At 50.5% G+C, this 20,062-nt stretch carries 14 protein-coding genes and 1 pseudogene; 12 read left to right on the top strand and 3 right to left on the bottom strand.

Annotation, left to right across the window (positions count from 1 at the left end; genetic code table 11):
- Position 1: 1 nt before the first annotated feature.
- From ACYQ1O_RS13690 to gloB, 4 genes are read left to right on the top strand one after another with little or no spacing between them, the layout of a single operon-like run.
- On the top strand, positions 2-352 hold the full coding sequence (locus ACYQ1O_RS13690; RefSeq protein ID WP_459992467.1) for a copper resistance CopC family protein: 351 nt from the start codon (positions 2-4) through the stop codon (positions 350-352).
- A gap of 18 nt (positions 353-370) precedes the next feature.
- Complete coding sequence (locus ACYQ1O_RS13685) at positions 371-2,035, top strand: copper resistance D family protein (protein ID WP_459992466.1); 1,665 nt, start codon at positions 371-373, stop codon at positions 2,033-2,035.
- Between the two features lies 1 nt (position 2,036).
- Complete coding sequence (gene dxs / locus ACYQ1O_RS13680; protein WP_459992464.1) at positions 2,037-3,893, top strand: 1-deoxy-D-xylulose-5-phosphate synthase; 1,857 nt, start codon at positions 2,037-2,039, stop codon at positions 3,891-3,893.
- Positions 3,894-3,944: 51 nt separating this feature from the next.
- Positions 3,945-4,709 carry a hydroxyacylglutathione hydrolase gene (gloB, locus tag ACYQ1O_RS13675; protein ID WP_459992462.1) on the top strand — a complete coding sequence of 255 codons (765 nt, stop codon included), beginning with the start codon at positions 3,945-3,947 and terminating at the stop codon, positions 4,707-4,709.
- Between the two features lie 166 nt (positions 4,710-4,875).
- Here gloB and katG read toward each other — a convergent pair whose 3' ends face one another.
- On the bottom strand, positions 4,876-7,128 hold the full coding sequence (gene katG, locus ACYQ1O_RS13670; protein ID WP_459992460.1) for a catalase/peroxidase HPI: 2,253 nt from the start codon (positions 7,126-7,128) through the stop codon (positions 4,876-4,878).
- A gap of 484 nt (positions 7,129-7,612) precedes the next feature.
- Here katG and ACYQ1O_RS13665 point away from each other — a divergent pair, with 484 nt between their 5' ends.
- From ACYQ1O_RS13665 to ACYQ1O_RS13655, 3 genes are read left to right on the top strand one after another with little or no spacing between them, the layout of a single operon-like run.
- Positions 7,613-10,009 carry an FtsW/RodA/SpoVE family cell cycle protein gene (locus tag ACYQ1O_RS13665; protein WP_459992459.1) on the top strand — a complete coding sequence of 799 codons (2,397 nt, stop codon included), beginning with the start codon at positions 7,613-7,615 and terminating at the stop codon, positions 10,007-10,009.
- A gap of 14 nt (positions 10,010-10,023) precedes the next feature.
- Positions 10,024-11,589, top strand: a complete 1,566-nt coding sequence (locus tag ACYQ1O_RS13660; RefSeq protein ID WP_459992458.1) for a serine/threonine protein kinase — start codon at positions 10,024-10,026, stop codon at positions 11,587-11,589.
- Positions 11,564-12,871, top strand: coding sequence for a formylglycine-generating enzyme family protein (locus ACYQ1O_RS13655; RefSeq protein ID WP_459992456.1), 1,308 nt, complete (start codon positions 11,564-11,566; stop codon positions 12,869-12,871). The genes ACYQ1O_RS13660 and ACYQ1O_RS13655 overlap by 26 nt, the downstream gene beginning before the upstream one ends.
- Positions 12,872-13,021: 150 nt before the next feature.
- On the opposite strand, the gene vapC is transcribed toward ACYQ1O_RS13655, so the two are convergent.
- Positions 13,022-13,420 (bottom strand): type II toxin-antitoxin system tRNA(fMet)-specific endonuclease VapC, encoded by a 399-nt coding sequence (gene vapC / locus ACYQ1O_RS13650; protein ID WP_459992455.1) that lies wholly within the window; start codon positions 13,418-13,420, stop codon positions 13,022-13,024.
- Positions 13,420-13,752 (bottom strand): type II toxin-antitoxin system VapB family antitoxin, encoded by a 333-nt coding sequence (gene vapB, locus ACYQ1O_RS13645; RefSeq protein WP_459992454.1) that lies wholly within the window; start codon positions 13,750-13,752, stop codon positions 13,420-13,422. The genes vapC and vapB overlap by 1 nt, the downstream gene beginning before the upstream one ends.
- A gap of 471 nt (positions 13,753-14,223) precedes the next feature.
- Here vapB and ACYQ1O_RS13640 point away from each other — a divergent pair, with 471 nt between their 5' ends.
- The 5 genes and pseudogenes from ACYQ1O_RS13640 (at position 14,224) to ACYQ1O_RS13620 (ending at position 20,052) form a co-directional block, all read left to right on the top strand.
- Complete coding sequence (locus tag ACYQ1O_RS13640) at positions 14,224-16,368, top strand: SUMF1/EgtB/PvdO family nonheme iron enzyme (RefSeq protein WP_459992452.1); 2,145 nt, start codon at positions 14,224-14,226, stop codon at positions 16,366-16,368.
- A 137-nt stretch (positions 16,369-16,505) separates the two neighbouring features.
- Positions 16,506-16,871 (top strand): diversity-generating retroelement protein Avd, encoded by a 366-nt coding sequence (gene avd, locus ACYQ1O_RS13635; RefSeq protein ID WP_459992449.1) that lies wholly within the window; start codon positions 16,506-16,508, stop codon positions 16,869-16,871.
- Positions 16,856-17,695 (top strand): annotated as a pseudogene (locus ACYQ1O_RS13630) (reverse transcriptase domain-containing protein); the annotation flags it as partial. The gene avd and the pseudogene ACYQ1O_RS13630, both read left to right, overlap by 16 nt.
- On the top strand, positions 17,649-18,083 hold the full coding sequence (locus tag ACYQ1O_RS16900) for an SUMF1/EgtB/PvdO family nonheme iron enzyme (protein WP_488199435.1): 435 nt from the start codon (positions 17,649-17,651) through the stop codon (positions 18,081-18,083). The pseudogene ACYQ1O_RS13630 and the gene ACYQ1O_RS16900, both read left to right, overlap by 47 nt.
- A 226-nt stretch (positions 18,084-18,309) precedes the next feature.
- A complete protein-coding gene (locus ACYQ1O_RS13620) occupies positions 18,310-20,052 on the top strand; it encodes a hypothetical protein (RefSeq protein ID WP_459992444.1) in 1,743 nt (580 codons plus the stop codon).
- Positions 20,053-20,062: the final 10 nt, after the last annotated feature.

Genomic DNA, 20,062 nt, shown 5'->3' with positions numbered 1-20,062 from the left:
TATGAAAAAAATAGTTTTATTGATGCTTTGCTTGGCCTGCCAAGCACCGCTAGTCCACGCCCATGCCGTGGTTACCGAATACTCGCTAAAAATGCAGGTGATCCACGCCAACACTGCCGACCAAGCCAGCCTGACCTTCAATTCCAAAATTGAACTAGGCCTGTCGCAAGTGTTTTTGGTCAGCAAAGGCGACCAACTCTCGCCACTGAGCATTGCCAAAGGCGATAAGCAAGGGCAAATGCTCATCAATATTCCAGCTTTAACGCCAGGCGATTACGCATTAAAGATGAAAGTATTTGCCGCCGATGGGCATTTAACCGAAGACGTTATCCATTTCACCGTTAGCCCATAGGTTCATATAGGTTTCAAAATGGCTGGTATCGCTGATTTTCTTGATTCGCTGATTGGCGGATTTGCACTGATTTGTTTTTGTTTTGCCGTCGGCAGTTTGTTTTGGGGCCTATTTGTGTTGCGCCCTTGGCAACATGAAGCGGGTTACACGCCTGCCTTGCTGGACCGGACTGTAAAGCTCCTGTACGTCGGAGGCTTTGCCTTAGCAGGCGCACAACTTTTTAAAGTCATCCTAAAAATCTGGTTGATGGCGGCGGTGCTAGATAAGTGGCCGTTCCCCGAATTTGCCGAAACCACCCAATTTATCGGCGGTATCGTCCGCGCCCTGCTCACCGTGGGCTTGGCTTGCTATTGCCGATTTATCTTAAGCAAAAATCCGGCTTCCAAACAGTACTGGCAAACCGCCTGTTTAGTGGCGTTGCCGATGATTATTTCCGGTGCGTGGCTAGTCCATGCTGCCGGACGTTTCGACAATCCGGTTGTGTTGATGGGCTTAACCGTTATCCACCAATTGGGCGCAGCGGCGTGGATAGGCGGCGTTTTTCATCTGGTCAACATTTGGATCATGCGTAGCCAAAGCAAAATTGCACCTGAACTGTGGCCCCTGTTGTTGAAACGTTTTTCACACTTTGGCATGGCTTCCGTCGGCGTAATTTTACTGACAGGCTTACCGATGGCGTTCCAATACATCGACAGCTGGAATGGTTTTATCGGCACAGGCTACGGTAACTTATTGATGGTGAAAATTGTCTTGCTCGGCTTGGCGTTAAGCTTGGCTTGGCTCAACAAAACCGCCGTGCAAGATTATTTCGCCACACGCAACAGCCACACATTGACCTATCGCCTGCCCTATTACATCGAGGCAGAATCGCTTGTGCTGATTACCCTGCTGTTCACGGCGGCTAGCTTAGCTTCACAACCGCCCGCTATCGACATTCCTAACTTGACCGCCAGTTGGCAGGAAGTTATCAGCATGTTTGCGCCGCAAATCCCGCGCATCGCATCGCCGACACATCAAGACTTGATTGCTGGCGAAGCCGGACGGGTGGCAATTATCGGACAAGTGCCGTCAGAAGCAGCCACCGCTTGGTCGGATTACAACCACAACATTTCCGGCATATTCCTGACCACCATGAGCCTGTTCGCGATGCTGTCTTATATTCGCCTGCCCGCTTCGTTGTCAGGTTTAGAGCGCTATTTGGCTTATTGCACGCGCTACTGGCCTATCGGCTTTGTCGGCATGGGTATCTTCCTATTTTTCCGCAGCGACGCCGAAACTTGGCCTTTAGGCCCTATCGGTTTTTGGGAAAGCACCTTCAACAACGGCGAAGTCTTGCAGCACCGTATCGCCACTTTGTTGGTGTTCACCTTAGGCGTATTGGAACTGATCGCCCGTTTGCCGAAAAACCAAAACAGCAAAATGCCGTATTTTTTCCCGATTTTGGCAGCCTTCGGCGGCTTGATGTTGCTGACTCACTCGCATGTGGGCTTCCAAGCGAAAAGCGCGTTCTTGATCCAAGTCGGTCACACTTTTATGGGCGTGTTATCGCTGATATTGGCTTGCGGTCGCTGGCTGGAATTAAAACTCGACAAACCTGGCAAAGACATTGCTGGCTTTATTTCTGTCGCCGCCATGTTCCAAATTGGACTGGTGTTGATGTTCTACCGCGAACCATTGTACTGATATGACTAACGATTTCCCCTTGCTAGACACCATCACCAGCCCCGCCGACGTGCGGGCGCTGCCCCGTGACCTGCTCAAACCTTTGGCGAAGGAGCTGCGCGAGTTCCTGACCCAGACCGTGAGCGTCTCCGGTGGGCATTTCTCCGCAGGCTTGGGTACGGTGGAGCTGACGGTGGCTTTGCACACTGTCTTTGACACACCTTCCGACCAGTTGGTCTGGGATGTCGGCCATCAGGCGTATCCGCATAAGATTTTGACCGGGCGTAAGGATAAGATGACGTCTATCCGTACTTTGGGCGGTGTGTGTGCATTCCCGAACCGCTCTGAAAGCGAATACGATGCCTTTGGTGTCGGGCATTCCAGCACGTCGATTTCGGCGGCTTTGGGGATGGCGATTGCGGCGGATATGAAGGGCGAGCAGAAGCAGATGGTGGCGATCATCGGTGACGGCAGCATCACGGGCGGTATGGCTTTTGAAGCGATGAACCATGCCGGTTCGATGGATGCCAATTTGTTGGTGATTTTGAATGACAACGATATGTCGATTTCGCCGAACGTGGGCGCGATGAACAATTATTTGTCGAAGATTTTGACCAGCCGTTTGTATTCGTCAGTACGGGAAGAAAGCAAAAAAGTGTTGAGCAATATGCCCAGCGTCTGGGAGTTGGCGCGGCGGACGGAAGAGCATGTCAAAGGCATGATTGTGCCAGGCACCTTGTTTGAAGAGTTGGGCTTTAATTATATCGGCCCGATTGACGGCCATGATGTCGAGATGTTGGTGTCAACCTTGGAAAGTTTGAAGCACATTTCCGGGCCACGGTTTTTGCATATCGTCACCAAGAAAGGCAAAGGTTATCCGCCCGCAGAAAAAGACCCATTGGCTTACCACGGCGTGCCGGCGTTTGACCCTAGCCAAGACAGCCTGCCGAAATCCACCCCGTCGCCTTATCCGACCTACACCGAAGTATTTGGCAACTGGTTGTGTGATATGGCGGCGGCGGACGAACGCTTGTTGGGCATTACCCCGGCGATGCGCGAAGGTTCGGGCTTGGTGAAGTTTTCCGAGCAGTTCCCGAAACGCTATTTTGATGTCGCCATTGCTGAGCAACATGCAGTCACTTTGGCGGCGGGACAAGCCTGCCAGGGCGGCAAACCCGTAGTCGCCATCTATTCCACCTTCCTGCAACGCGCTTATGACCAGTTGATCCATGATGTCGCCATCCAGAATTTGGATGTGCTGTTCGCGTTGGACCGTGCCGGACTGGTCGGCCCTGACGGCCCGACCCATGCGGGCAGCTTTGATTATTCTTACCTAGCGTGCATCCCCAATATGCTGGTGATGGCACCGGCGGACGAGAACGAATGCCGCCAGATGCTGAGCACGGGCTTCCATTATAACGGCCCGGCCTCGGTGCGTTACCCGCGTGGCAAAGGCCCTGGGGTGGCGGTGTCCACTGGGCTGGACACACTAGAAATCGGCAAGGGTGAGATCAAACGCCAAGGCAGCCGCATCGCTCTACTTGCTTGGGGCAGCATGGTCGCTCCTGCACAACAGGTCGGTGAACAATTGGACGCGACTGTCGCCAATATGCGCTTTGTCAAACCGCTGGACGAAGCCTTAATCTTAGAAATCGCAGGCAACCATGATGTTATCATCACGGTGGAAGAGAACGCCGTCATTGGTGGCGCAGGCAGCTTGGTCAACCAATTGCTGCAACGCCACAAAATCCTCAAGCCTGTGCTGAATATTGGTTTGCCGGATGCGTTTATCGAACAGGGTACGAGGGAGCAATTGCTCAGTATTTGTGGTTTGGATGTGCAGGGGATTTTGGCGCAGGTTGTGGCGTTTTGTGGTTAAGCTATTCGGAGTCCAAAACATGTTTTGGACTCCACTTAAACGAGAAAATCGATGTTAACCGTCCAGACAATCCCCGTCTTAACTGACAACTACATCCACCTCATTCACGATAGCGTGTCCCAACAAACTGCCGCCGTCGACCCTGCCCTCGCGCAACCGGTCTTAGACGCACTCGCCCAAAACGGCTGGCAGCTCAGCCATATCCTGATTACCCACCACCACAACGACCACATCGGCGGTATCGAAGCGCTAAAAGCCCAAACCGACTGCCAAGTGATTGCCGCCGCAGTCGACCAACACCGTATTCCAGCCATTGACCACTGCGTAAAAGAAAACGATGTCATCCACATCGGCGCACACGCCGCTACAGTCATCGCCACCCCCGGACACACCAGCGGTCACATCATCTACCATTTTGCCGACGACGGCTTGCTGTTCTGCGGCGACACCTTATTTGTCATGGGCTGTGGGCGTCTGTTTGAAGGCAGCGCCGAGCAACTTTGGCAGTCTTTTCAAAAAATCAAAGTTCTAGCTCCTGAAACCCGCGTTTACTGCACCCACGAATACACACAAAACAACGGACGGTTTGCTTTAAGCATCGAACCGAACAACCCGCAACTGCAAAACAAAATGCAGCAAGTGAACCAGCTAAGGGCAAATGGACAAGCCACCGTACCCAGCACACTGGCAGAAGAACGGGCAACCAATCCGTTTCTACGCGAAGACAGCCACGAATTGCAAAATAACATCGGCATGGTCGGTAAAACGCCAGTGGCAATTTTTGCCAAATTACGTCAGTTAAAAGACCAATTCTAGCGGTTAAACCCGTTAGCACCCCGTTCATTCATCAGGCTTTTTGAAGTTACAGCCATACCATTTTTACCCAACATAATCAAACTACCGTAAAAAATTGAGCCATAAAAAAGCCTTGTAACCATTAAAGTTACAAGGCTTTTTTCGTGGAATGTTTAATTTTAGCCGTTTATTTTAAGTCGAAGCGGTCAAGCATCATCACCTTGTTCCAAGCATTGACAAAATCTTCGACAAACTTCTGCTTGCCATCTTCCGCCGCGTAAACTTCCGCGATAGCCCGAAGTTCAGAGTGCGAACCGAAGATCAAATCGACCGGGGTAGCCGTCCATTTGACCGCACCTGATTTCCGGTCAACACCTTCGTAAACGCCTTCAGACTTGCTTGATTTCTGCCATTGTGTCGACATGTCGAGCAAGTTGATAAAAAAGTCATTGCTCAAAACCCCAGGTTTGCTGGTAAAAACACCCTCGTGGGATTGCCCTGCATTGGCATCTAAAACACGCATACCGCCGAGCAGAACCGTCATTTCAGGAACGCTAAGTGTCAGCATGTTGGCTTTATCAACCAACATTTCCGCCGGTGACAAGGCACTGCCTTCATCGTAATAATTGCGGAATGCGTCGGCTTTGGGTTCAAGCACCGCATAGGCGTTCACGTCGGTTTGTTCTTGCTCTGCATCCATACGGCCAGGGGTAAAGGGAACTTTAACGGGATGGCCTGCAAGCTTAGCTGCTTGCTCCACTGCAGCAACGCCACCTAAAACAATCAAGTCCGCCATCGATACTTTTTTAGCCGCATTCCCTTTCGATGGCGACCCGTTAAAATCTTTTTGAATGCTCTCTAAACGCGCCAGCACCTTAGCAAGCGCTTCGGGCTGATTGACAGGCCATTCCTTTGCAGGTTGAAGACGTAGGCGCGCACCATTGGCCCCACCGCGCATATCAGTGCCTCGGAAAGAAGCCGCCGAAGCCCATGCAGTTCGAACCAGTTCCGGCACGGTCAAACCCGATTTCAGGATTTTAGCCTTCAGGCTTTCTATGTCCTTAGCGCCGATCAATTTATGATTGACCGCCGGAATGGGGTCTTGCCAAATGAACGTTTCTTTGGGCGCTTCGCTGCCCAGATAGCGTGTGCTAGGCCCCATGTCACGGTGCGTGAGCTTGAACCACGCTTTTGCAAAGGCAAGCTCAAAATCTTTTGGATTATCCAAGAAACGTTTGGCGATTTTTTCATACGCCGGATCAGTCCTGAGGGCGATGTCGGTGGTAAACATAATCGGCGCATGGCGTTTATTGGCATCGTGGGCATCCGTCACCAAATTTGCCGCTACGTTATCCTTAGGAATCCATTGGGTCGCGCCAGCAGGACTTTTAGTCTTCACCCACTCATAAGCGAACAAGTTGGTGAGGTACTGATGGGTCCATTGCGTCGGACTAGCACTCCAAGCACCTTCCAAGCCACTGGTGATGGTATCGCTGCCATTGCCTTTGCCACACTTGTTTTTCCAGCCTAATCCTTGTTCTTCAATGCCTGCAGCGGCAGGTTCGGCTCCAACACAGTTGGCGGGGGCGGCTGCACCGTGGGCTTTGCCAAACGTATGACCACCCGCAATCAGCGCCAGTGTCTCTTCGTCATTCATCGCCATGCGACCAAAGGTTTCCCGAATATCTTTCGCTGCCGCCAGTGGATCATGGTTGCCATTAGGCCCTTCTGGATTGACATAAATCAAGCCCATTTGTACGGCGGCAAGCGGCTTGTCCAGCTTTCGGTCGCCTTTGTAGCGTTCATCGGCGAGCCATTTTTTTTCAGGCCCCCAATAGACCAGATCAGCCTCCCAGTCATCGGTACGTCCACCAGCAAAACCAATCGTTTTAAAACCCATTGATTCCAACGCAACATTACCTGTCAGCACCATCAAGTCAGCCCAAGAAAGGCTATTCCCGTATTTTTGTTTGATGGGCCACAGCAAGCGTCTGGCTTTGTCTAGGTTTGCATTATCAGGCCAACTGTTCAGTGGTTCGAAACGCTGCTGACCGCCGCCGGCACCGCCACGCCCATCATCCATACGATAAGTACCCGCACTGTGCCAAGCCATGCGGATAAAAAATGGCCCGTAGTGCCCGTAATCTGCGGGCCACCAGTCTTGGGATGTTGTCATCAACGCTTTGATGTCGTTCTTCACTACCTTGAGATCAAGTTTCTTAAACGCTTTAGCATAGTCAAACTGCCTGTCCAGCGGACTGGACTCGGCAGAATGTTGGCGAAGCGGTGCCAAGTCCAACCTGTCAGGCCACCAAAACTGGTTCGACACGGCTTGCGGACCCAGGGTGCTTTGAGTGGATGTGGGGATTTCTTCGGAGTAGCTGGCTTGGGAAATGGCAAGCGTTAATAGCAGTACTCTGGGCAATTTTGTTGTTAACATAACGATTCTCCTGTCCTATGCGTGGGTACAACCGGTTATCCGGCTTGGCGACTACCATAGATTAAATCTGCAAAAGAATATAATCGGTCTTTTTTATGCTAACGATAGCTATAATCAATTGTTACGTCAGAAAACATCTTAGAAAAGCTACAAAGAAACCCACTTAGCAGATTGGAAACCTAATGCAATCAAGCAAAGTATTCCAGCCAAAAAGGTTTTGACAATCAGTCTTTTCAATAATTTAATGGAGGAAGGACGGCCTTATGCCGCAGAACCCGGCAGATCATCTAATAATTAGCCACTACCGAACCTTTAAATCGCCCCACCACTTGAACCGGTTTTCATTTTTACAGACCGTCAAAATCAAACTAACCCCAGTAAAATTACCCGAAAGCAGATAAATTAGCTTTTAATTACTTGTTTATGCCCATTCAAATAGGGGAAACTATTAAAACGCCAAAATCCTCAGACCCTACTTAAAGCCATGTCTAGCCTCGATCTTAAAGCACGTCCTGCCACCCTAGCTTATTTTGTCCTGTCGGTTTTGCTAATCATCAGCTATTGCGTTTATAGCTACAAGCTCTTTAAAAGCGCACCCAATACCATCCGACTTGACTATTTGGAAATCAACAAAAACGACTTGCCTTTAACAATTGGGCGCAATGAGTTGGCGCAAAAAAAAGGTTCACGATCAGCGGAAGAACAGCACATACGCTTGCTTATTGATAACCAACAAGGCTGGCAAATTGCCAACATCGCGCAAAGCAAAAAAGTTGATGCACCGGGTGGCGGCTTTCACTCCCGATATTTAAAGCGCTTCCAATTGAAAACCGGCGACAGCATCAAAATAAACGACCAAACCATCAACGTATTAGCCGCAGACGATCAACTGCGCCTGCAACACCAAGACAGCCAACAGCAACTGCTTTGGCAAGGTGGTGTGGATGGTAATATTCAAATTGACCAGCTAGGCACCACCACAACACCAAACGGCAAACTTTGCCCTGAAGATAAAAAATGGTTTGCCTCTGCCAGACAATGGGTTGCTGCTATGTCACAACATTGGCAAAAAGCCGAAAACCATCTTTTCGATATAGGCGGCAGCGTAACCTGCCTAAGACGCTGGAGCTTAGTTAAAGACAACAGCCCGCTGTTTGAACCCGCCATTGCCAAGGTTTACTGGCTAAACAACAACTATTGGCTGGCACCCGGAACCGATTCGCAAAACGCCGTTCGCGTCAAACATCAAAACGCAGCAGAGCATCAAGGCTTTGACCAACTCTATCTGCCGTTTATCGTGGACAACCAAACCAATATCGACAAACTCATCATTGGCCGGACAACTTACCCAGTCAACCTTAGCAACCAAAACACATTAAGGCTAAGCCAAGCTTCCGGCGATGTTTGGCTGCCCGATGAATGGCAACAACACCTAAAAAACCATGCCCAGCAAACAAACAACAGCCCACAACCGCAAATGACCAAAGCCAGCATCTTTGGGGTAGACGCGCAAGGCTTAAACCTCGGATTGTGTTTACTAAGTTTGATGACAACGGCGGTTTTAGCATTCCGCGGGCGTTTACGCACAGACAGCGGCGTACTTTGGTTGTTAAGCCTGCTATTGTTATTGATCGGCAATTTGGTTTTGCTACAACTTGCCATCGGCGGGCTTAATTTGCGTTTTTTAGGATTAAGCCTGACCTTTCTTAAAATGACACTCGTGTCTGAGCTACTATTACTAGTTTTAACGCTAATGCCAATGGCCTGGATCACTTACACGCTCAATATCCTGTTCAAAATACAACAGCCTATCAACCATTCGTCTACCCAAAAAAACGCATCCCGCTACGTTAAGCCTCTTGCTTTTTACGCAGATGTATTAATCATACTGACCTTGGCGGTTTATTTTGTTTGCTTGTTCATCCAAGCCGTTAGCGGATCAGAAGCGGGCATGGGCTTTTTTCAGCCCGTTGAATTCAGTAAATTCATCATTATTTTTATCAGCACAAGGCTTGCCGCCCAATACTATGAAAAACGCTATTTGGCAGCCTATCAAGAAAGCGGCAAAATCACTTGGCGCATCAAACAAACCCTGTACTTGTTCTTAGGTTTCGCACTACTGGTGGCCTTAACCTTAATCATGCTGGCCTTAGTGCACGACTTCTCGCCGATTGTCTTAATAGCGGTTTACCTCTTGCTGTTTACGGTAAGGATTTTGCCGCATCCGGTGGACGGCTCTTTAAACAAAACCGGCTGGTGGGTATTGGCCGGGCTTGTGTTTGTCCTCAGCCTACCCGTTTATATCTTAGCCAACGCCAAACTTAACGGCCTATTGCCCAGCTTCTTAATGAACGCCGACCGTTTTCTGGTGTGGGCAAACCCCTCCCAATACCCGCACAGCGGCAGCCAGGTGCTGGGTTCGATGACCTTGATTGCCGACAGCCAAGCCTGGGGCAAAAGCTGGTTTGGCCTCAACAGCAGCCAAATCATGCAACTGCCCGCCGTCCAAGACGATTTTATCGCCACCTTCTTAATTGAGCATTTTGGTTACTGTGCCGGAATGCTACTATTAGCGTTGCAACTGACCTTTATCTGGCAACTCATACGGCTCAGCAATCATTTGTTGCGGGACAAACAGCACGACAATACTTTGACAAGACAATTGGGCTACAGCGGCAGCCTGTTTTGTTTTGGTTTTGCTGGCTTGCTGTTGGCGCATTGGCTAATTTCCTGGAGCAATGTGCTAGGCTTATTACCGGTCATGGGTCAACCTATGTCGATGCTGTCGATTGGCGGCAGCAACTTAATCCTGTTTGTCGTCCCTTGTTTATTAATGTGTTTTTGTTTTGCTTGGCTTAAAGAGCAAAACCCGCAGCCATAGCGAAACGCCAGCGTATGAATTACCACATCGACAGCCACTGCCCAGATTGTTTTCAGCCCAGCCGACCAGCCGTTTGTGCCGCCTGTGGATTTGACCGCGCCGCCTACCTTAGCAACGAGGCCGCCACCCATCACCTGCCGTTGTTTACTCAATTAAAAAAAAGCGAAAAAGGTGACACTAGCTATATCTTAGGGAGAATGCTGGGCGAAGGCGGCTTTGCCATTGTCTATGCCGCCCTGCGCGAACAAGACGGCTTAAGCTTTGCTGTTAAGGAATACTACCCAGAAACTTTGGCTAACCGAGGCTTGGACAACTGCACCGTGCAGCCTAAACGCAGTGAAAGCGAGCGTTTGCAGCTCTGGCAAAAACGTTTTCAGCAAGAAGCCGAACACTTGCGCCGCTGCCAAGATTATCCCCCGATTAGCGGCGTGGTGCGTTTTGCCGACCTGATTAAACAGCACAACACCACGTATTTGGTCATGGAACGCTTGCAAGGCAACAATTTACAGGCTTACCTGAAGACCCCTAAAACGGCCGAATGGATTATCGCCTGGCTAAAACCGCTGCTAGAAACCTTAGTACAACTGCATAACCGGCAACTCTTCCACCGTGACATCAGCCCCAACAACATCTTCCTGACCGAGCATAGCCACCCCATCCTGATGGATTTTGGCTTGGCACGCGAAGGCATCCGCGACAACGAACAAAAATCCAGCGCCATAGGTGGCGGCACAACAGGTTTTAGGGCACCCGAACAGCTCAGACATGCCGCCGACAGCCGGATTGATGGCAAAACCGACTTTTACGCCATTGGCGGTGTGATCTACGCAGCCTTGCATGGCAACCCGCCACCCGATGCCGACCTACGGCTGAAAAATGGCGCACCGCTAAACCACTATGACAACAACGCTGGCTTAGGTGCTGAATTGGCAAAGCTGGCTGAACATTGCCTGCAATTGGATAGAAGCAAACGACCTGAGCAGGTGGCGATGCTGAAAAACCTTTACCCTTTGCTTTGGCAAATAGATAGACTAGAGAAAATCCAAGATGAAACCCTCGTCCCAACAAGTGCCAGCCAGTCCATGTTAGCTATACCGATCAACCCAGCACAACCCAACACTGCAAAAGCAAAACCACAAGTGGATTTTCAAGCAGAAATGGCGGTTAAGGTTAAACAGAATAGCAAACAGCAACAACTCCGTTTACACGACCCCATTCCCAATTCTAAACGTTACATCTATGCTTTTGGGTTATTCCTTATACTGGTAGGTTTGGCGGTGGGGCTAGTTTACATTTCCAAACTTGACCCGCCCCAACCCAGCCCAGAAACCCAACTCCAACAAGCCAAAACCCTATTGGAAGGCGAAGACCACAGCCAATGGCCAACGGCAGTTGCCCGTTTGACGACATTGGCAGACACCGGCAACGCCGAAGCGATGCGCTTGCTTGGTTTTAGTTATTACAATGGTGTCGGCGTAGGAAAAGACCTAACTCTAGGGTGCCGTTGGTATCAACAAGCGGCCAAAGGCAACAACCAAGAAGCCAAGGAATTTTATGCAAAAGCCAAAAAATGCCACTAACAATGTTTGGCTATCCGCAATAGTGTTGTTGCTGGTAACGTCTCTAATGCATCAACCTGCTAGCTACGCCAAAACTATTGCGGAAATGGAGGCGGAGGCTTTACAGAAAGAAGAGCAGGAGGCAGCCAAAGAGGCCAAAGCCGAGCGAGACCGACGCAAAGCACAAGACAAACAAGACGCAGCGGCGAAGGCCGCCGCCGAGCAACGCCGCGCCCAAGCAGCGGCTGCACAGAAAGAAGCACAAGAGGCCAAAGCCGCACAAGACCGACTCGCAGCCCAAGCAGCGGAAGCCAAAAGAAAACAAGATGCAGCGGCAAAAACTGCTGCTAAGCAACGTCGCGCCGAAGCGGCTGCACAGGCCAAAGCTGAACAGCAGAAAAAAAACCAAGCCGAAGCAGATAGACTGAGAACACTGGAGGCAGAAAGATTGGCGGCAGAAGCAGAGGAACGCCAACGCGAAGCAGAAAAGGTATCTGCGATTGCCCTGACCAATCTTCTTGAACCCGACATGGTCGCCATTACAGGCGGTTGTTTCCAAATGGGCAGCCCGGCATCCGAAAAAGACAGGGAAAACGATGAAAAACAACACCAAGCGTGTGTAGCTGATTTTTACCTAGGCAAACACGAAGTGAGCAAAGGCCAATTTGCGGCCTTTGTCAGCGCGACGGGCTACCGGACCGAGGCGGAAGCGGGTGACGGCTGCCATTTCTGGACAGGGACGGAATGGAAAAAGGACAAACAACGCCACTGGCGCAACTTGGGCTTTGCGCAAAACGACGACCACCCGGTGGCCTGCGTCAGCTGGAACGACGCGCAAGCGTACATTGCGTGGCTAAACCAGCAAACCCATAAAAATTACCGCCTGCCGACGGAAGCGGAATGGGAATATGCGGCGCGGGCGGGGACGGCCACGCCGTTTTACACAGGTGCCTGCATCAGCACCCAGCAAGCCAATTATCATGGCCACTATGACTACAACAGCTGCGGGGCGAAGACAGGCTTGTACCTAGGAGGCACCAGCGCGGTGGGTGGCTATCCGGCCAACCCGTGGGGCCTGTACGACATGGCCGGCAACGTATGGGAATGGACGTGTTCGGCCTATGTGGCGGATTATGACGGCAGCGAAAGCAAATGCATAAGCAATAATGATGCCAAGACGCTGCGCGTGTTGCGCGGCGGTTCGTGGGACAGCGGACCGAGGTGGTTGCGCTCGGCGAACCGCGATGGGTACACCGCTGGCATCCGCTTCAACGATGTCGGCTTCCGTCTCTCCAGGATGTAAACCTTTACCCTTTGCGCTTTTACCCTTTTTGGCGTGCCGAGGCACTGTTGCGTAGCAGAAAAACGGATGCCCAAGAGGGCACGATGGGGGTCTTAGGGGGCGGTAGCCCCCTAACCGCGATTTGGGTAGGGTACGCTGTACCCTACATTTTCACAACCAATTCTCAACCCGCAACGCTTCGACCCGCGCAAATTCCTTAATATTGTTAGTCACCAACACCAAAGCTTCGCTGCGTGCATGACCGGCAATATGCAAATCGTTGACACCAATGGTTTGCCCCTGCTTTTCCAAATGGGCCCGAATATCGCCGTAATGGGCGGCTGCTTTAGCGGTGTAGGCCAGCACATCCAAACGCGAAATAAAATTTTCGACCTGCCGCAAGTTATGCTCAGGGCGGCTGCTTTTTTCCACACCGTGCAGCAATTCTGCCAAGGTGATGCTGGAAATGGCCATTTGCCCGACATGCTGGTTAAAAATCGCCAGCACTTCAAGCGGACGGCGTTTTATCACATAGATGACAATATTGGTGTCCAGCAGGTATTTCAGCATTAAAAATCTTCCCTTCCCGCTTCAGTTTGTGCTGCCCGTTCGCAAAGAAAATCATCGCTCACGTTGTCGCCGCCCAAAAAGAAGCTATCCCAAGTATTGTCAACCGGACACAAAATGCGTTCTTTACCGACGGTGCGGATGGAGACCTTCTTGATCTGTTCGTCAAAACGCGCTTCAACCGGCAAGCGCACCGCTTGGGTTTTATTGTTGATAAAGACTGAGCCTAGCAGCATGGTTTTTTCCTTAAGTCGAGTGGTATATAGCCTAAGTATATAGCTACTGCGGTTAGCGGACAAGCCCAAGGCAATCGCACTATCTTTTTGTAGGTGCAAATTTATTCACCTGAGCAAAGGCCTGTGTGCGAACAAATTCCCATCTACGCTAACTTGACCCCCGCCAGAGCCCTTTAAATCAAAACGTTATAGATTATAGTGCGATTATCTAAGACTTAGTCTAATTTACAGTTGACACGATGTGGTGTTTTGTAACATGAATGCTACAATCCTACCGCCATAATCAAGATGCTAACCTTGGCGTATTGGCTTCTTTTTATAAAAATCAAAATGAACTCAAGCGCATTTAAACATCTAGAAATCAGTCAACACTTGTTACTGTTATCAGAACAGCAGCTAGCGCAAATTGACCAGTATTTGCAATACACTGGTTGCGGCTGCTCAAGAAAACAAGCAAAGCTTAAAAGGCATTTGGCAAAATGTAGGTTCTGAACACATAGGTGACGTGGCAGAACTACAGTAAATCAGGCAGGAATTAAACAACACTATTTAGCAAACAGACACATATCCATGACCTACATCGCCACCAGCCACTGCCCGCACTGCTTCAAGCCCAGCCGTCAAGCGCTTTGCCAAGCCTGCGGTTTTGACCGCGACCGCTATGTTGAAGAAGCCCAACACCTGGCCTTGTTCACTGAGATTGGCGGGCAATACACACTGGGGCGGATGTTGGGTTCAGGCGGTTTTGCCATTGTTTACATCGCCAAAAAGGCCGGTGAGGACACCTTGTTTGCTGTCAAGGAATATTTCCCCGAACAACTGGCCTCGCGTTCGCGTTCCGGCAGCCAAGTCATCCAAAAAAGTGGCGAAAGCAAAGCCCAGTGGTTTGCCACCTGCTACAAACGCTTTATTGACGAGGCGCGGCTGTTGGAAACCTGCCAGAAGCACCCCTCCATTGCCGGCATTGTCCGTTATGCCGACCTGGTCGAACAAAATGGCTCGGCCTACTTGGTTATGGAATATCTGGACGGCTGTTCCTTGTTTGATGCCTGGTTGCCCCAGCAAAAACTGTCGCCCGCGCAAATTAAACCGTGGCTAAAACCCTTGCTCGACACCTTGGAAAAACTGCACCAGCGGCAGATTTACCACCGTGACATCAGCCTAAAAAACATCTTCCTGCGCGGCGGGCCGCAAAAGCTGGATGATCCGGTGCTGATGGACTTCGGTTTGGCGCGTGAGGGCGTGCGCGAATCGCACATCAAATCCTCGGTCATCGGCGTCGGCACACCCGACTACCTCGCCCCCGAACAGGCCGCCAACAACCCCGAAACCCGCATCGACGCCCGCACCGATTTGTACTCATTAGGCGCGGTGCTGTTCCACTGCTTGAATGGCACACCGCCGCCCACGGTAGAAACCCGCAGGTTAGGGGCGCCGTTGGTTTTTGCCTTGAAAGACCTTGACCCCAACTTAAAAGCCACCATCGAAAGTTGCTTGTCGTTGGCCAAAGAAGGCCGCCCCCAAGATGCCGCAGCGTTAAAAAAGCGTTTGGCCGCGTTTTTACACACGGGCGAAACCATTATCCCCGACCATGAAGACGCGCAATTACGCGCCACGGATTTGGCGTTGTGGCAACAAGCCCGCCGCCTGGACACCTTGGCCGGTTATCAAAGCTATTTGCAAAACTGCCAGTTATGTCAGCAACAAGAAGCGGCTGAAGAGGCGGTCAAACGTTTAGGCTTAGAAGCGGAGCTAAAAAAACACCGACCACAAAAGCCAGATAACCCCAGTAAATTATGGCTATGGCTCGTGTTAGTTAGCTTTTTTATTGCGGCTGCTGTCTTCGTTAAAACACACACAGATGCAGGCGACTTATCTACAGATGGCTCGGAAGTAATCGTATGGCCTACACCAGCAAAGCCGGACCCTTATAAAATGGACATGGTCGCCATTACAGGCGGTTGTTTCCAAATGGGCAGCCCGGCATCCGAAAAAGACAGGGAAAACGATGAAAAACAACACCAAGCGTGTGTAGCTGATTTTTACCTAGGCAAACACGAAGTGAGCAAAGGCCAATTTGCGGCCTTTGTCAGCGCGACGGGCTACCGGACCGAGGCGGAAGCGGGTGACGGCTGCCATTTCTGGACAGGGACGGAATGGAAAAAGGACAAACAACGCCACTGGCGCAACTTGGGCTTTGCGCAAAACGACGACCACCCGGTGGCCTGCGTCAGCTGGAACGACGCGCAAGCGTACATTGCGTGGCTAAACCAGCAAACCCATAAAAATTACCGCCTGCCGACGGAAGCGGAATGGGAATATGCGGCGCGGGCGGGGACGGCCACGCCGTTTTACACAGGTGCCTGCATCAGCACCCAGCAAGCCAATTATCATGGCCACTATGACTACAACAGCTGCGGGGCGAAGACAGGCTTGTACCTAGGAGGCACCAGCGCGGTGGGTGGCTATCCGGCCAACCCGTGGGGCCTGTACGACATGGCCGGCAACGTATGGGAATGGACGTGTTCGGCCTATGTGGCGGATTATGACGGCAGCGAAAGCAAATGCATAAGCAATAATGATGCCAAGACGCTGCGCGTGTTGCGCGGCGGTTCGTGGAGCAGCCATCCGTGGAGGTTGCGCTCGGCGGTCCGCGATAGGAGCACACCTGGCACCCGCGGCATCGATGTCGGCTTCCGTCTCTCCAGGATGTAAACCTTTACCCTTTGCGCTTTTACCCTTTTTGGCGTGCCGAGGCACTGTTGCGTAGCAGAAAAACGGATGCCCAAGAGGGCACGATGGGGGTCTTAGGGGGCGATAGCCCCCTAACCGCGATTTTTTAGGAATGAGGAATGAGCACACACAAGCCTTCAACACCACCACAAACGCCACAGGCTGTCCAAGCTTGCCACGAGTTGTTGCTGTGGATGATTCCGCAGCTAGACAAATTTCCCCGCGCCCGCCGTTTTACCTTGGGTTCGCAGATTGAAACCGGGCTGCTCTCGGTGTTGGGCCATCTGGTAGAAGCCGCTTACAGCAAACAAAAACACGCCGCCTTACGCCTAGCCAACCGCCAGCTTGAAGTTAACCGGCACTTGTGGCGCTTAGCCCATGAATTGCAAATCATTTCCACGAAATCTTACGAACATGGCAGTCAATTGATGAACAATATGGGCAGACAAATTGGCGGTTGGTTAAACGCATGCCTAAACGATTAAGCAATCTTTGGCCGCAGGTGGTGAGTTTTGAAAACTTATACCAAGCTTACCGCTTAGCCCGACGCGGAAAACAACAAAAAAATGCCGTTGCCCAATTCTCGTTAAATTTAGAAACCGAACTGTTGGCCTTGCAACAGCAGCTGATGGACGGTAACTACCAGCCCGGTGTCTATCGGCTATTTACCCTCTACGAGCGCAAGCCCCGCGCCATTGCCGCCGCGCCTTTTCGTGACCGTGTTGTCCACCACGCTTTGTTAAAGGTCGTAGAACCTTTGATAGACCCGCGTTTTATTGATGACAGCTATGCTTGCCGAAAAAATAAGGGCGTTCATAAGGCGGTTGACCGTTATCAAGGATGGGCAAAACGCTATCCTTACGCGCTAAAAATGGACATCAGCAAATATTTTGCTTCCATTGACCATCAGCTTTTAAAACAAAAGCTACAGCACCACCTCAAAGACCCGCAGTTGTTAAATTTGTTTGCCACAATTATTGATACATCACCAGTTACCGATAAGCCACCGGTTTGGTTTGCCGGTGACGATTTAATGACACCTTTTGAAAGGCGGGTGGGCTTGCCCATCGGTAATTTGACCAGCCAGTTTTTGGCCAATCTTTATTTGGATGGCTTTGACCATTTTATAAAGCAACAATTGCGCGTTAAAGCGTATCTGCGCTATGTCGATGATTTTATCGTTTTGGCTGACAGCAAAGCCGAACTCCATGACCTGAAAAAGCAAATACAGGCACAACTGGCAACAGACCGCCTGATATTACATGCCGATAAAGCGCAAATTATGCCGACCCGATTGGGCGTGGATGTCTTGGGTTATCGCGTTTACCCTGATAAACGCTTATTACGCAATGATAATGGCCACCGCTTTGCCCGAAAATTGCGCCATTATGCTAAGGCCTATGCTCGTTATAGAATGGATTGGGACGATTTTAACCCCAATGTGCAAAGCTGGATTGGCCATGCCCGTCACGCCAACACCTTGGGTTTGCGCAAAAAAATCTTTTCAGGTACGCTTTTTCAACGGGGGGCTTGCCAAGACGCTGCGCGTGTTGCGCGGCGGTTCGTGGAACAACAAACCGAGGAGGTTGCGCTCGGCGAACCGCAATAGGAACACACCTGACAACCGCAACAACAATGTCGGCTTCCGTCTCTCCAGTCTGCCTGCTAATGCCCAGAATTGCTTTATTTACGGATAAAGCAAGCGTGGTGGCGGGTATCCATGAGCTAGCCTCCTTGCTTCGTAAGGATTAGGAACGCTAAATAGTTTTGTTAAGGAAAATAGGTATTAGAGTGAGTAGACTATCGAAAACTCTGATATTTTAACCCAGCAAATACGCTGTACGCACCCTCTTTGGGGATCTAAACAACTAACACTCGCGGACGGTACGCAAAGCGTACCCTACTTTTTGCCTAGGAAGCCCTATGTTCAACAGCACCAAAAACCCGCCAGCCAAATCGGCCGTTATTAGCCAGTTTGACAACAGTTGCCATACCCTCGTCTTAAGCCAAGTAAACGGCAGCCATACGAATGCCGAAGCCTTGTGGCAAAAAAATTGGGTGGCTTACCCTGAGATTTGCGAAAAGCATACCAAAAACAATAATTACCGTTTGCGCGAGGCTTTGGAAAACAATACGGCTTCGCGCTACGGTTTTAATGACCAACTAAAGCGAAGCCGCCCGCAACAGTTTAGTTTTAGCGATGTCTTGGTGTGGTTGCCGCAGGCGGTAATCGAAAGGGAGCAAAAACAAAACACCGGGGCTTTAAACGCACTAACTAACAATTTGACCGTATTACATAATGAGCTTTGTAAAGGCCGGTTGCTGGATAAACGCCCCGCCCGTTATGCTGTGTTGCCTTCAAATAAGCTGCTAGCCAATGAGCTGGCCTTTCAGTTTGGTACGGTCATTTATGTGGCCGATGCCAACGAGCAACCAGAATGCTTGTTGACAGCGGTTTTGCTTGACGGGCAAGGTGGGCAGTATCCTTTTAGTCCGCAAGTGTCTTATGCTGTCAATAAAATGCAGGCTGATAATTGCGTGTATGCAAAGCAGGATAATATTTTTGTGATAAAACCTAGCGAACATTTACTTGCTAATATGGCTTATTCGCAGTGGTTTGCGGACACTTGCAGCCATGTGCAGTTACACCGCAGCAATGGGGGGTGGCTGGCTTATGTAGCGAGTGGTGGTTCGGTCACTATCGTAACGTCGGCGGTTAATGAGAAGGAATGGCTGTTTGAGTTTAGCGATGCTTCGGTGATCGCTCACCATGGCGAGGTGCCGCGCTTGCAGTTGCGGTTACAAGCCCTTACCCACGTTACCGATAACGCTACTGATTTTGATCCGCCGCCCATTATGGATGCCAAAAGCGCTTCTGTTAGCCATCATCGGGCGTGGGGCAGAGCCGTTATTCCCGATGTTGACAAGCTTGGAAGTTACACAACCCTTATCCCCGAAAATCAACTTATTTCCCCAAATACCCTGATCCCCAACTGTGGGCCGTTGTTGGTTTTAGAAAGTTTGGCCTTACCGCGTATTGATGGCAGCAGACGCATTAAAGGCTTAAAAAGGTGGCTGGTTTGGTTTGATGAGGATGGCAATATTGTCGACGGTTACGATACGCGTGATCGTAGCCTATGTGCGGCATTATCAGCCAACGCCGATGAAGCGGTGGCGTATTTTAAATTACCCAAGCAAGATTTTGCTGCCATCAATCCGGCCATGCCCTTACCTTTAGGCATGCAGTCCGTTGCTGTCTTGGCTTCGCCGGTTAAGGATTATCATTACATGGTCAAACTGCTTAACCCGATTAGCTTTGTATTGCAGGAACAGGGGCTTTATACGTTAGGCCGTGAAAGCGCGGAGTCGGTACCCGAAATAAATTTAACGTTATTGAATGATCCTTTAGGTATGGAATGGGCGACGGCTGAAAATGCCAGCAGCGTGTTAAGCAATTTGTCGTTGTCGCGTAACCATTTAAGTTTACTGTTGCAAGATGGACGTTTGCTGTTGACGGTACAGCCAAACAAACAGCCCGTCTATGTGTTGGATTCGGAACGCCATCTAAAAGCAACCTTGCAAAGCAAAACCCAAGTCAGTGAAGGTGTGGTTATGGCTGATGAATATCTGTTATTGGGCAGTTTTTTGCTGCGCTTTTGCTTGTAACCCCCCAAAC

It is taken from the genome of Methylosoma difficile, assembly GCF_054657615.1.
Note: the sequence above shows the minus strand (reverse complement) of the source record. Positions and strands in the feature narration are given on the sequence as shown.

What these genes read in the sequence shown, in the direction of transcription:
- ACYQ1O_RS13620 (WP_459992444.1), top strand. Translation starts at nt 18,310, where the DNA reads ATGTTCAACAGCACCAAAAACCCGCCAGCCAAATCGGCCGTTATTAGC.
- ACYQ1O_RS13690 (WP_459992467.1), top strand. Translation starts at nt 2, where the DNA reads ATGAAAAAAATAGTTTTATTGATGCTTTGCTTGGCCTGCCAAGCACCG.
- ACYQ1O_RS16900 (WP_488199435.1), top strand. Translation starts at nt 17,649, where the DNA reads ATGCCGATAAAGCGCAAATTATGCCGACCCGATTGGGCGTGGATGTCT.
- katG (WP_459992460.1), bottom strand. Translation starts at nt 7,128, where the DNA reads ATGTTAACAACAAAATTGCCCAGAGTACTGCTATTAACGCTTGCCATT.
- ACYQ1O_RS13660 (WP_459992458.1), top strand. Translation starts at nt 10,024, where the DNA reads ATGAATTACCACATCGACAGCCACTGCCCAGATTGTTTTCAGCCCAGC.
- gloB (WP_459992462.1), top strand. Translation starts at nt 3,945, where the DNA reads ATGTTAACCGTCCAGACAATCCCCGTCTTAACTGACAACTACATCCAC.
- avd (WP_459992449.1), top strand. Translation starts at nt 16,506, where the DNA reads ATGAGCACACACAAGCCTTCAACACCACCACAAACGCCACAGGCTGTC.
- ACYQ1O_RS13640 (WP_459992452.1), top strand. Translation starts at nt 14,224, where the DNA reads ATGACCTACATCGCCACCAGCCACTGCCCGCACTGCTTCAAGCCCAGC.
- ACYQ1O_RS13655 (WP_459992456.1), top strand. Translation starts at nt 11,564, where the DNA reads ATGCAAAAGCCAAAAAATGCCACTAACAATGTTTGGCTATCCGCAATA.
- ACYQ1O_RS13685 (WP_459992466.1), top strand. Translation starts at nt 371, where the DNA reads ATGGCTGGTATCGCTGATTTTCTTGATTCGCTGATTGGCGGATTTGCA.
- ACYQ1O_RS13665 (WP_459992459.1), top strand. Translation starts at nt 7,613, where the DNA reads ATGTCTAGCCTCGATCTTAAAGCACGTCCTGCCACCCTAGCTTATTTT.
- dxs (WP_459992464.1), top strand. Translation starts at nt 2,037, where the DNA reads ATGACTAACGATTTCCCCTTGCTAGACACCATCACCAGCCCCGCCGAC.
- vapC (WP_459992455.1), bottom strand. Translation starts at nt 13,420, where the DNA reads ATGCTGAAATACCTGCTGGACACCAATATTGTCATCTATGTGATAAAA.